Annotated in this window: 13 protein-coding genes; 3 read left to right on the plus strand and 10 right to left on the minus strand. The window is 47.2% G+C overall.

Annotation, left to right across the window (positions count from 1 at the left end; genetic code table 11):
• Positions 1-79: 79 nt before the first annotated feature.
• The 7 genes from H608_RS24860 to H608_RS0120490 all read right to left on the minus strand — a co-directional run bounded on the left by H608_RS24860 (position 80) and on the right by H608_RS0120490 (position 4874).
• Complete coding sequence (locus H608_RS24860; RefSeq protein ID WP_211227103.1) at positions 80-709, minus strand: nucleotidyl transferase AbiEii/AbiGii toxin family protein; 630 nt, start codon at positions 707-709, stop codon at positions 80-82.
• On the minus strand, positions 682-1035 hold the full coding sequence (locus H608_RS24865; protein ID WP_211227100.1) for a nucleotidyl transferase AbiEii/AbiGii toxin family protein: 354 nt from the start codon (positions 1033-1035) through the stop codon (positions 682-684). Before H608_RS24865 ends, H608_RS24860 begins: the two co-directional genes overlap by 28 nt.
• A 9-nt stretch (positions 1036-1044) precedes the next feature.
• The gene (locus tag H608_RS0120470) at positions 1045-1554 is read right to left on the minus strand and encodes a hypothetical protein (RefSeq protein WP_211227101.1); all 510 of its coding nucleotides are present in this window, start codon (positions 1552-1554) and stop codon (positions 1045-1047) included.
• A 185-nt stretch (positions 1555-1739) separates the two neighbouring features.
• On the minus strand, positions 1740-2366 hold the full coding sequence (locus H608_RS23200) for a transposase (protein WP_162142912.1): 627 nt from the start codon (positions 2364-2366) through the stop codon (positions 1740-1742).
• Positions 2367-2454: 88 nt separating this feature from the next.
• Entirely contained in the window at positions 2455-3567 is a 1113-nt protein-coding gene (locus H608_RS0120480) for a DUF2891 domain-containing protein (protein WP_028789326.1), read from the minus strand.
• 67 nt (positions 3568-3634) lie between these two features.
• On the minus strand, positions 3635-4234 hold the full coding sequence (locus H608_RS0120485; protein ID WP_028789327.1) for a carboxymuconolactone decarboxylase family protein: 600 nt from the start codon (positions 4232-4234) through the stop codon (positions 3635-3637).
• 70 nt (positions 4235-4304) lie between these two features.
• Complete coding sequence (locus H608_RS0120490) at positions 4305-4874, minus strand: peroxiredoxin (RefSeq protein WP_028789328.1); 570 nt, start codon at positions 4872-4874, stop codon at positions 4305-4307.
• 306 nt (positions 4875-5180) lie between these two features.
• On the opposite strand from H608_RS0120490, the gene H608_RS0120495 reads away from it, so the two are divergent.
• From H608_RS0120495 to H608_RS0120505, 3 genes are all read left to right on the plus strand, one after another.
• Entirely contained in the window at positions 5181-5510 is a 330-nt protein-coding gene (locus H608_RS0120495; protein ID WP_028789329.1) for a hypothetical protein, read from the plus strand.
• A 137-nt stretch (positions 5511-5647) separates the two neighbouring features.
• Positions 5648-6808, plus strand: a complete 1161-nt coding sequence (locus tag H608_RS24710; protein ID WP_211227102.1) for a sensor histidine kinase — start codon at positions 5648-5650, stop codon at positions 6806-6808.
• On the plus strand, positions 6801-7526 hold the full coding sequence (locus H608_RS0120505) for a LytR/AlgR family response regulator transcription factor (protein WP_028789330.1): 726 nt from the start codon (positions 6801-6803) through the stop codon (positions 7524-7526). Before H608_RS24710 ends, H608_RS0120505 begins: the two co-directional genes overlap by 8 nt.
• Position 7527: 1 nt before the next feature.
• Here the strand turns inward: H608_RS0120505 and H608_RS0120510 are convergent, their stop codons facing one another.
• The 3 genes from H608_RS0120510 to H608_RS23210 form a co-directional block, all read right to left on the minus strand.
• Positions 7528-9876 (minus strand): ATP-dependent helicase, encoded by a 2349-nt coding sequence (locus H608_RS0120510; protein ID WP_028789331.1) that lies wholly within the window; start codon positions 9874-9876, stop codon positions 7528-7530.
• A gap of 117 nt (positions 9877-9993) precedes the next feature.
• Complete coding sequence (locus H608_RS0120515) at positions 9994-10500, minus strand: hypothetical protein (protein ID WP_028789332.1); 507 nt, start codon at positions 10498-10500, stop codon at positions 9994-9996.
• 66 nt (positions 10501-10566) lie between these two features.
• Entirely contained in the window at positions 10567-12141 is a 1575-nt protein-coding gene (locus H608_RS23210) for a hypothetical protein (protein ID WP_342664858.1), read from the minus strand.
• Positions 12142-12202 lie beyond the last annotated feature (61 nt).

A 12202-nucleotide genomic window follows, 5' to 3' on the forward strand; every position in this document is an offset into this window, starting at 1 on the left:
GGGTTTGCAGGTTGGAACCTTCGATCACTGATGTTGAGCTTTTCCGCTTCCGGATTCGTGTATACACGAACCGGGAAAATTAAAAAAGTGATGTATATTGATTGATGCGGCTTAGTATTTCTTCGAATGATGGCTGACCCCTATAGTACAAGTTGCGCGTACGCTCGTAGCGCGACTGTAAGCTTGCTCGAACAGATTCATTACTCAACAGAAACGCTTCGTTTTTTGCCAACGGTATTTTTAAATCTTCCTCGGGAAAACGTTTCTGTTTGTGAATACGGTATTGGTCTGTATTTAAAAACTCCTTTACATGCTGATTGGAAAGCAGGCAATAAACATCATAGTATTGCCGCATGTAATTCGCCGACAACTGTCCGGTTACCTGCTCTCTGCGGAATTTTGTACAGATTGTCTGTAGTTTTTCGACAAGTGTATAGCGAGGGTCATAACAAGGTACGCCTATTGCCCGGTTGTCCTTGATGTCAATGCCAGCAGTAGTTATGGCTTTATCATAAGCCCAGGAACTGATCGCACACGGGATATTTGGTGTAGTTGTATCATAACCAGCTTCCAATAAGATTCCATCTTTTAACCCGCTTATTACCCCCGTATGTTTAGGATAATGCAGCCGTATCCCTCCACTGTTATAGCGCCTTGTATCATCAAACGATGTATCCCGCGTTACCGTTGTAATCCCCGGTATTCGGATTTCAGAAGCAAGTTGGTCATAATACGCTTTTTACGCTGTATATTACTTGCGTTGCTGTTTTTAGGATTTTCGTTAATGGATAATCCTTGCGGAGGATTGATGTGAAGGTCAATATCTTCAGAAAATCGATTGATCAGGTTAAAGCCTTTCGATAAAGATGTCCCGCCTTTCAATTGAAACTCGTACCCCTGTTGCTGCAGTCCATAAAGCACGTGCATAATCCAATAGTCTTTTTCTATCAGACCAGCAAGAATCGATGTTTCATCTTCTAATATTCGCAACAATTCCGGAAAGTCCTTGTGCTCATGTAAAAAAATTTGTGCCATTCCTGTTATTTAAGCCGGCACCTGTTCCAGGAATTTCCTGGTTCCCACAGTGCCATAATCCTGCGCGAGACGCCTGAGTTTTCCGGCATCCATTTTTTTTATCTTTTTGACGATATTCGAAAGAAGAGACGGCTGGTCTTCAGCCAGATCATTGATATTGTTCAGGAGATCAATGAGTAAAAACTCCGCTGTCAGTACATCTGGCACACGCTGTTTCCGTATAAAGTGGAAAAGACGGTTACCGAGCTTAAAACTACCATGACGTTTGTAATTGTAAACTTTTCTGAAGTTGTATAACTGTGTTGTTCCAAGTCCGAGCATATTGTAGTCGTTCGGCGAAACGATTACAAAACGGCTGTCTTTGAGAAAAGAGCGAACCAGATTTTTTTCGTCTGCAGGCGCTTTGCCGAATACACTTTTTTTAGGCACATAATATACCCCTCCGGAAAGTTTTTCCAGAACGCCCTCCGTTACTAACTCCTGTAAATGGCGGTCTACAGATGCAGACCATTTCTGCAAATCCGCCCGTCGATAAACCGCTCCAGGCTTAAGGTGCTTTTTTAACTCATCAATGCGTTTCACAATGCAAAAGTAATAAGGATTATACTTTTTGCATGATTTTTTACTAAAAATTCATGCAAATTTTAATAAATGTTTATACTCGGTTATCTTACAGAGACCTGCTTAGGCAAAATAAACGATTCCTAGTTCCTGACATATTTGAGAAAGAATCCGCCATTCATATTCTCAATCGCAGCAAGCTGCTGCTCGACAAACGGCAATCTTGTAATATTTACCAGCCCACGCAAACCCGCATAGTCACGCGCCGAACTGTATAAGTAGTCCGCAGCGGTTTCCACAACGCGGTCGCGGACCGGATTCTGCTGTATGTATTCGATATGTTCTACCAATTGTGAGGGACGTGTGGTTTCGATAAATACAGGATCGATAACGTTTTGCCACACCTGCAGCTTTTTAGCAGTACTGAAAAAACTTCCCGCTTCGCGGAAAAGACCCATCATCCACTTACGCCGGGCATCCGGCTCCGTATCGATGGCTTCCATTATTTTAGTTGTGGTAAATTGTTTGTACTCCTCTTCGAATGTGACCATATCATAACCCTCGCCGGGCTGCATGATCAAATGAAGATGATTCGTCATCAGGCACCAACCGTATACAGGCAATTTTTGCTGATGGATAAAATGATTGAGGGAGTGTACGATCACCTGCTTGTATACCGGCCGTATAAACACATCGACCCAGTCTACGGTGTTGAAGGTAATAAAGTAACAGTTCCTTCCTTCTTTATATGGTTGTTTCTCCTTTGCCATAACAATCACATTTCTCACACTAAGAAGAACGGCGGAAATCATCCACGAGGTTGCAAACTCTGTTCCAACAACGGATTTCTGTGGATAACTATTCCACGGCAGATAAGGCATAGATAGCGAAACTGGCCAGCCAGTGTTCGCCGCCGTAATTCCCCCCGGCCACCTGCGGAATAGAAGTGGCAAGATGCTGAACCGCAGACCTTTGAAGCAACTTTTTACGCAGGTCCGTTACCGGCAACACACGCGCAATGCCCTGCATGCACCAGCTACGGCTTAAACTCAATCCATCCAGGTGCACGATCTGGTAATCGCTGCGGTCAGACACATGCGGCAGCACCGTAAGATGACGAAGCCCGTTTGCCGGCATAAAATTGTTGAACCATTTCATGAATTGTTGCGGTCCCAGCACTCTGCGCATTAAATCCGCCTCCATTAATGATGGCGAAAAGAAATCACTTCCATCCGGCTCCCAACTTGAAGGCGCTTGTTTGTCTCGGCTGTAAAGACGCATGGCATGTTGTTTTACCGCTGCCGCAAATCCCGTATCGTTTGATGCGCGCGCATAGTCCAGCGCAAACGCCAGTCCGAATGCGGTGTTAGGATGCACACCCGTGCGGTTAGGATAAGTCTGCACTTTTATATAGGCTTTCCAGCGGTCTTTAATATTATTTGTCAAAGGTTGCAACGCCGCATGCCAGCGACGCGCCAACGGATCTTTCCACTCGATCAACTCCTGGTCGAGTTTCAGCAACCAGGCCCATCCGTACGTGCGCTCCCAGCTTGCATTGTAGCGGCTGTCAAAGTATTCGGTTTCTTTCAGCAGCCTGGCCGGTTGAAAACTGCTGTCGAGTATGGCGCGGATCTGTCCGGACTCGGGCAGATGCGGATAAAGGCGAAGTAAACGTACCAGCATCCAGTGTCCATGCACACTCGAGTGCCAGTCGAAACATCCGTAGAACGACGGATGTAATTGACGCGGCGTCAGCACATGATCGCTATCCGATGCCGAGGTATGACTTGTTTTATTCGGATATTCCTGTTCTATGCATTTCAACGGCAGGGCTGCAAGCAGCGAAGCGCCTTTTTCTGTCAATCGTACAACGGAACTATCCGCATTCACCGTAAAAAAATCGGAACTGGGTTGTGCGCCCACTGTAACAAACGCTGTCATCAGCAACAGCAGACCGGCAATTTTTTTCATAGCTAAATATACAGACAAAAAAAGACCACGTTAAACGTGGCCTTCTTTTATAAATGCGTTATGCAGGTCAGGCCAGCACGGTGATCAGTCCTTTGATAATGGAAACGGTTTTTACCGCTTCAAATACACGGCTTTCGCTGCTGCCATGTTGCAGTACGGATTGTTCGTGTGAGGACACGCACATTTCGCAACCATTCACCGCAGAGATGGCCAGGCTAAGCAGTTCGAAGAACTCTTTGCCCAACACCGGGTTCATCATCAGGCTCATCTTGATACCTGCGGGCTGGTTGTTGTAAGAATCTTTGTTCATGAAATGACGGAAGCGGTAGAATACATTGTTGGTATTCATCAGCGAGGTAGCTGCGATTACTTCGGCAATTTCCGCTTCGGTTGCTCCTTCCTGTTGTGCCAGGCGCGTGAAGCTTTCTTTCAGGGGTTCGAAGCGTTCATTCACCGATACGGCCAGTGCCAGCAGCAGCGCTTCCTTGCGGTTCAACTGTTGCGTGTTATTGATCGCATTGCCAACATTGATCTTCAGGTCTTTGATGTAGCGCGCTTCAGCCTGGATCAGCGCCTGTGCGTTGGAAGAAGGAATATAATCTTCCAGCAACAGGTCTTTCAGCAGGTTCACAAATGTCTCGTTGGGTATCGTAGCAATTGCACTCATGATAAAATTTTTATCGGGTAAATAAAAAGCCAGCTAGTTGGCTGGCTTTTACCAGACTTGTTTGGAAGAATTAATTCATGCTGAGCTGGGCAGTCAGGGTTTCTTCACCCTGCTTCCAGTTGCAGGGGCACAGTTCGTCTGTTTGCAGAGCATCCAGTACGCGCAGTACTTCCTGTACGTTACGGCCTACATTCAGGTCGTATACGCTTACCCAGCGAACGATACCCTGCGGATCGATGATAAAGGTAGCACGGTAAGCGATTTTCTCTTCCGCATCGAGGATACCCAGTTCTTCAGCGAGTGATTTAGAGGTATCGGCCAGCATGGGGAATTTCAGGTCGCGCAGATCAGCGTGGTCTCTTCTCCAGGCAGCGTGTACAAATTCAGAATCTGTTGAAGCGCCGATCAGCACCGTGTCGCGGTCTTCGAAATCGCTGGTCTTTTTGTTGAATTCGGCAATTTCAGTAGGGCATACGAAAGTGAAATCTTTCGGCCACCAGAACATAACGGTCCACTTGCCGTCTTTGCTTGCGTGTTCATTGGTCAGTTCAATAAATTCTTTTCCTTTTTCGATCGATACGACTGCTTTCTTCTTAAAGGCAGGAAAGGTGCTTCCGATGGACAATACTCTGTTGCTCATGACGATGATGATTTATTAAAATGAAAATTATGTTTGAGGCAAGACCGGGCCGGAGACGGCCCTGTTAGAGGGTGCAAATATAGAAACCTCCGTTATAGATTTTGATAATATTTGTCTATGGACAATAGATAAAAATCTATCTGTCTACGAAAAGAATCGTCGACCAACGCCGTTCGTCTCCTGTTTTCCTTTTAAGCGACGAAATCCTGTCGTCGGTGTTCTTCCGCGTTGGTCCTGACGATTTTAGGATTTGTTCACGTTTTTGCGCTGGTAGTTTTGGTTCATTGACATGCAAAAATTTGAATTATGAAAAAGCTCCTCCTCTTTGTTTTTATCCTCTTTGCTGCCATGCAGCTTTCTGCCCAGGTAGCCGGCCGCACGCCCCGTTGGGTTTCCGCCCAGGGTTATTGGGTGGCTGAATCCAATAAACAACAACCGCTTGAACACAGCATCCGTTTTTATAATAATGACGACGTGCTGGTGTACGAAGAAAAACTCAGCGGTGTAAAACTGAACCTGGAACGGCGTAAAGTGCGGATGAAGTTGAAAACGGTGCTGGACCAGGCCGTGGTCGCCTGGCAGCAACAGAAATCCGGCAACGAAACGGCCATGGTCCGGAAGGCGCTCGAAAACTGACGATGTTTTAATTACCCATACGGCCGGCCTTTTCAGGCGGGCCTTTTTTATTTTGTCACCGTTGGTCGCCGGAAATCCACCGTTGGACGATTAACCAACATCCTGAACGGCGATTTTATACAACCATTTCTACTTTTATGTCAGTTATGGATCAATACCCGTTTATTTTTTCCAGGGAACGTAAATGGCGGCTGCGTCGTCACCTCACTTTCTGGGCCGTGTGGTGGCTGTCACTGTCCTTCCTGTATTCATTCATTGCCGCACGCACGGCAGGCGATTATCTTTCGCACCTGCCGGTATCCATGATGGAATCGTTGGTTTATCTCATCGTGCACATCATGCTTTCTTATCTTCTGATCTATTTTGTCGTGCCGCGTTTTATCATGCGGCAGAAATACGGGCAGGCCGCGATCATGGTGGTTTGTTGTTTTTTACTGGCCGCCGGTACTTCGGCATTGGTGAAGTTCACGGTGATCAACAACATTTCCGATTTTTATATGATGGAGCCACGGAAGTTTTTCTGGCCAAGCTGGGCTTCATTTCACATGGCTATGATGGCCGGTTTGCGCGGAGGCATCACGGTTGCGGGTTTTGCGGTAGCCATTAAACTCATGAAAACATTGTATGAAAAACAGGAACGCAACCTGCAGCTGCAAAAAGAAAACACCGAAAGCCAGTTACAATTATTGAAAGCACAGGTGCATCCGCATTTTCTGTTCAATACGCTCAATAACATTTTTTCGCTGACGCAGGACAAATCACCGGCTGCCGCCAAAATGGTAACCAGTCTTTCCGACATGTTGCGGTTCATGTTGTATGAAAGCAACAAACCCGTAGTGCCTTTGTCCCGCGAATTCCACCTGATCAGGGAATACATCGCCCTGGAAAAAGTGCGTTACGGCAACCGCCTCGATCTGCATGTTGAATTACCTGATCAGGACAATGAATTGTATATTGCCCCGTTGTTGCTGTTGCCACTGATCGAAAACAGTTTTAAACACGGAACCAGCGATATCATCGATCAGCCTTGGATCACGTTGTCGGCCCGCATCGAAGACAATATGCTTTTTTTAAAATTGCTGAATGGAAAATCTGCCGGCAGCATCATTCCGGGAGAAAACGGAGGCATCGGTCTTCAAAACGTACGTAAACGTTTACAGTTGCTTTATCCCGGCCGCCACGAGTTACAAATGCAGCAGGAAGAAGAAGTTTTTATCATCAATATGAAAGTGGAACTGGTACGTATCAAACAAATACAACCAGGGTCCATAGCCGCCGAAAACCAGCCCCATGTCTGAGAACCCCTCTGTAAGATGCCTGATTGTGGATGATGAGCCGCCAGCGCGGGAGATCATCCGGCGTTATATTGAACAATTACCGTCGCTCGAGCTGGCGGGAGAATGTGGCAATGCCCTCGAAGCATTCAGTTTTCTTCAACGCGATTCGGCAGATCTTATTTTTCTCGACATTCGTATGCCACAACTCAGCGGAATTGATTTCTTAAAAAGCCTGAAGAATCGTCCGAAAGTAATTTTCACTACTGCCTACACAGAATATGCCTTGCATGCGTATGAACTCGATGTGGTGGACTACCTCGTGAAACCGATTCCTTTCGAACGTTTCCTGCGTGCGGTGGACAAGGCTTTCGGACAAATGCCCGTACCGGCTGCACGCCCAACCATTCAGCCTTCAGCGCAACCCGAATCGTTTGTGTATTTCCGCGTGGACCGCAAAATGGTGAAAGTGATGTTATCCGAGTTGTTGTACGTGGAAAGCATGAAAGATTATGTGCGGGTATTTACAACCGGCGGCATGCTCATCACCAAACAATCGCTGAGCTCGGTGGAAGCGATGTTGCCCGAGACCGGCTTTATCCGCGTACACCGGTCATTTATCGTTTCCATCAATGGCATACGCTCCTTTAACGCAGAAACGATCGAGACGGCCAAAGCGGCCATCCCGATCGGTAAGCTTTATAAAAATAATGTATTGAAAGTGCTGGGCGGAGCGGTTTAGATTATTGCTCCAGTACACGCAGTTTTGCGTAGTTCAACATGATCTTCTTTTCTCCGTTGTGCTCAAATTTTACGGTAGCAATCGGATTGTGTGAAGCGCCTTCCATCTTCACCACTTCACCGAAACCAAACTTCTGGTGTTCCACTCGCTGACCAACCTGCAGGTTGGATGTATCGGTTGGCACAAAATCTTCCGATGGTTGGTGCTCCACCACTTTTTGTACTACAGGTTTGGGACCGAGATAAGGTGGTGGTGTATCTTTTTTGCGGGAAGGCGGCGGACCGTATTGTTTTTCCGCCTGTGCCGAAGATGATTTACCCCATCCTCCGCCATTCATTCTGTCGAATGCGGAAGTGGAGAATCCGCTGTTGCGGCTTCCTCCGCCGGCAAAACTGCGATCGACAAATTCATCGGGTAACTCTTCAATAAAACGGCTGGGCTCGTTTTGTATCAGCGATCCGAATTTATAACGCTGATTGGCGTAAGAAATCCAGAGTCTTTCTTTGGCGCGTGTGATCACCACATAAAAAAGGCGGCGCTCTTCTTCCAGTTCTTCACGGCTGTTGATGCTCATGGCATTGGGAAAAAGCGACTCTTCCAGCCCGGCTGCGAACACGCAACTGAACTCGAGGCCTTTTGCCGCGTGGATGGTCATCAGTTTTACCGAATCCGAATTAGGATCTTTGTTATCTGCATCGGTGAGCAAAGTGATCTGTTGCAGGTAGGAACCGAGACTTTTATCCACCACCTCACCGTCTTCATTGTCCGGACTTTCGACCCATTCCTTGATACTGTTCATCAACTCCTGGATGTTCTCGTAGCGTGCAACCCCTTCGGTGCTTTTATCGTTGAATAATTCTTTTACGAGATTGGTTTGCTTGCCTACATGAAATGCCACTTCATAAGCATTCTTTGTTTGCAGCATGCTGGCGAAACTTTTGATCATCGTTACAAAATTCTCGATGGCCTCGAGCGTACCCGCACGAAAACCGAGCTGTGCCGCATTCTCCAGCACTTCCCACATGGAAATATCCCGCTCATTTGCCAGCAACAATGTTTTATCGATGGTTGTTTTACCGATGCCGCGTACGGGATAATTGATAATCCGTTTCAGTGCTTCTTCGTCTCTGTGATTGACGAGGAGGCGCAGGTAGGCTACCATATCTTTCACCTCTTTGCGCTGGTAGAAGCTAAGGCCGCCGTACATGATATAGGGAATACCCATTTTGCGGAGGCTTTCTTCGAATGCGCGGCTTTGCGCGTTGGTGCGGTAAAGAATCGCAAAATCTTTGTTGGCGTAGTGGTTGCGCAGTTTTTGTTCCTGGATAGTATCTGCAACATACTTTCCTTCTTCGTTGTCCGTCATGGTGCGTACGAGGCGGATCTTTTCGCCTTGCCCGTTGTCGGTGAACAGTTTCTTTTCGATCTGTCCTTTGTTATTCGAGATCACTTCGTTGGCAACGTTAAGAATGGTCTTTGAGCTGCGGTAGTTTTGCTCGAGCATCACCACTTTCACGTCGTCGTAATCTTTCTGAAACTGTAAAATGTTTTGGATGGTGGCCCCGCGGAAAGAATAAATGCTTTGCGCGTCATCACCTACCACGCACACGTTTTCATAACGTGAACCCAATATCTTGATCACTTCGTACTGTGCAGGGTTGGTATCCTGGTACTCATCGATGAGGATATAGCGGAATTTTTCCTGGTATTTATTACGTGCGTCGGGAACATCTCTGAGCAATTCATAAAACTTCAGCAACAGGTCGTCGAAGTCCATGGCGCCGTTCTTAAAGCAGCGTTTCACATAGGCGTCATAAATCTGCGCAATGGCAGGTCTGTTGGCGCGCATATCTTCCTGCATCAGCGCAGGACTTTCCGCGTATTCGCGGGCGGTTACCAGTGCGTTCTTTGCGGAGGAAATACGATTATAAACGATGTTGGGCTTGTATTGTTTATCGTCGAGATGCAATTCGTTGATCACGGTTTTGATCACGCCTTTGGCATCGTCGGTATCGTAAATGGTAAAGTTGGATGGATAGCCGATGCGTGTGGCTTCCGAGCGAAGGATGCGTGCAAACACGGAGTGGAAAGTACCGATGTACAGGTTACGGGCTTCGCTGTTGCCCAGGATTTTCTCGATACGTTCCTTCATTTCTTTTGCCGCCTTGTTGGTGAAGGTGAGCGCCAGAATATTGAAAGCATCCACGCCTGAGGCCATCAGGTGTGCAATGCGGGTGGTGAGTACTTTGGTTTTACCGCTACCGGCACCCGCCACGATCATGATGGGGCCGTCCTTGTGCAATACTGCTTCGCGTTGCCGCTCATTCAAACCTTGTAAATAGTCATGCATGGGCGCAAGTTACGAAGCGGGGCAAACAGCAGCCAATAAAATATCGTTGTCCTTGTTTTTTTAACGCAAAAAAAGCGGGAGAAATCTCCCGCTTTTCTGAAAATATTGAAAATGAAATTATTCGTTGCTGAATGAATTGAAAAACGAATCTTTTGAAGCGGATGACTGTCCTTCAGGAACAGTAACGCTGAGAGAGAACATGCGGCTGCCGAGGAAGATCACGCGCATGAATATTTCGGTGTTTTTATCGTCTTTACCGACCATATAGTACGCCGGATAATCTTTCCAGTTGTTGATCTCTGCGGTGGTCAGTTCGATCCCCGGAACTTGTTGTTTGATCCCTTCCTGTACCTGGGTAAAAAACATATCGGTTCCGGCCGAAGCCATAACGGTGGCGGAATCGAGTCCCATTTCATTCAGGTCGATAAATCCGGCTACGTAATGAATGCTGTCTGCGCCCTGGTATTGATACGCTGGTGCTTCGCCGAGTTTTTCAGCAGCTTTTGGAAACTTAATGGAGGCGGTGCCTTCAATGGTTTGTTTTACCCAATCTTTCTGGGCCTGCACGGGATTCATGCCAGCGAATGTGAGTGCCAGCACACAGATGGTAATGATTCTTTTCATGTGATTAGTCAAGGGAGATTACGCCGACCCAAGGAACCGGCGGGTCCCTCACAAATATCGTAAACCTCAGGCGGCTTTCGCGCCGGTGTATCTTCTTTTTTTGCTTTTCAGATACTTGTTGTGGATAATTTCGCTCATCGGTTTCTGCTGCACCTTGCTTTCCAGCCAGGAAATAATATCGAGGTAAGCAAATGATCTTGTCTCGAACCGGTTGCCTTCCAGGTGTTTTACATTCTCCAGGAATTTCTCCAGCTCGGGGCGTTGCTGGTTGCGGGTAAATTTGAAAGAATTGCGGAAGAAGCGGAACATCTCCTCTTCGATCACCGTCAGATTCTGCATTTTCGACATATAACGGTACACCGAGCGGGTGAGCGAATCCATCAGGTCCATATTTCCCAGCTCAAAATGAGCGAGCAGGTGTACAAGGCGGGCATAACACTGAAGGTCGCTGCGCAAACCGGTTGGTTCGTTGATAATATCCTGCAGAAAATCGATGCATGTACTGTAATCGCCGCTGCCAAAATACAATGTGGCAATTTTATAATTCACCACCATGATGCGGTGGCGGTCGATGAACATATTGTACTCGGCCAGCTTTTCGCGGATGCCGGGCACGAGTTTGAGTCCTTCTTTGAATGTGCCGGTGATATTATGAAAATTAATACGTGCACTGGCGAGATACACAAAGGACTGCACGCGGAAGTTTTCATTTTGCTGTACCCGTTTAGAAGCGGCAAAGTCTTCGAACCGTTGCAGATCGACCTGGAATTTTTCATAATTGCGCAGATCGAAATGCGCATTGAGCAGGTTGTGCATGCCTTTGATATAGTGACCGGTTTCCACGCGTTGTGCCACCGGAAACTCATCAAACAGGTCAACCCATTTTTGTGTGTAGCGATAATACATCAGGAAATCCTGGCGGATGAATGCGTACCAGGTATAACTCTGATAGAGATAAAGGCGTTCGTAAAAGCCATCGCGGTCGGGGGCGCCGGGTGGCAGGTTTTCGCGGAAAAATTTTTCCAGGCGTTCTTCGTCGGCATCGTTGCGGGCGTGGCCGTGCTGGATATAAAACCCGTACAACTGGAGCGCCAGGTCGGAAAGGCGGGACACCATGTCCAGCTTTTCATTAACGGTATTGGCCTCTACGGAAAGCTGGATCGTGCGTTCGCCATAGTTACCCGTAACGTGCAGGTTTTCAATCCGTTTTTCCAGCGCGATGAGTTGCGGCAGGAAGAAATACTTCTGGTTTTCGTAAGCCAGCTCCTTGGCTTTGTCGATGATGCGGATGCTCTGGAGGAACAGCCCTTTTTTATAAAGAATATGGGCGTGGTCAAACAATTCATTCAACTGAAGATCAAGGCTGTCGGCGGCTTTCAGCAGGCGGAGGCTTCCCAGGATCTGTTTGTAAAGATGGATCTTGAGGTTGGCGAGCTGCGGTTTGGTAACGGCAGGGAGTTTTTTGAGCAAAACGCGCTCATCGTACTCTTCCATTTTATCCAATGCATCGAAAAGCTGAACGACTTTGAGGTTTTCCTTGGCCGAACTGCGTGTGATATAGAGCTTAAAATGCCTCTTTTCGGCTTTTTCAAGCGAATGAATCAATTGAAATAATATGTCGGCCGGCCGGTTGGGCATCATGTGGAAATTAACGTGAAATACACGAGCAGCAAGGATTTGCGGGCAAAGATAGCCGGTTTGG

This window comes from Terrimonas ferruginea DSM 30193 (genome assembly GCF_000425585.1).
GTDB lineage: Bacteria > Bacteroidota > Bacteroidia > Chitinophagales > Chitinophagaceae > Terrimonas > Terrimonas ferruginea.

Coding starts and splice junctions, on each gene's coding strand:
- H608_RS24865 (WP_211227100.1), bottom strand. CDS start 1,035: ATGGCACAAATTTTTTTACATGAGCACAAGGACTTTCCGGAATTGTTG.
- H608_RS23200 (WP_162142912.1), bottom strand. CDS start 2,366: ATGGCAAAGGAGAAACAACCATATAAAGAAGGAAGGAACTGTTACTTT.
- H608_RS0120480 (WP_028789326.1), bottom strand. CDS start 3,567: ATGAAAAAAATTGCCGGTCTGCTGTTGCTGATGACAGCGTTTGTTACA.
- H608_RS0120485 (WP_028789327.1), bottom strand. CDS start 4,234: ATGAGTGCAATTGCTACGATACCCAACGAGACATTTGTGAACCTGCTG.
- H608_RS0120490 (WP_028789328.1), bottom strand. CDS start 4,874: ATGAGCAACAGAGTATTGTCCATCGGAAGCACCTTTCCTGCCTTTAAG.
- H608_RS0120495 (WP_028789329.1), top strand. CDS start 5,181: ATGAAAAAGCTCCTCCTCTTTGTTTTTATCCTCTTTGCTGCCATGCAG.
- H608_RS24710 (WP_211227102.1), top strand. CDS start 5,648: ATGTCAGTTATGGATCAATACCCGTTTATTTTTTCCAGGGAACGTAAA.
- H608_RS0120505 (WP_028789330.1), top strand. CDS start 6,801: ATGTCTGAGAACCCCTCTGTAAGATGCCTGATTGTGGATGATGAGCCG.
- H608_RS0120510 (WP_028789331.1), bottom strand. CDS start 9,876: ATGCATGACTATTTACAAGGTTTGAATGAGCGGCAACGCGAAGCAGTA.
- H608_RS0120515 (WP_028789332.1), bottom strand. CDS start 10,500: ATGAAAAGAATCATTACCATCTGTGTGCTGGCACTCACATTCGCTGGC.
- H608_RS23210 (WP_342664858.1), bottom strand. CDS start 12,141: ATGATGCCCAACCGGCCGGCCGACATATTATTTCAATTGATTCATTCG.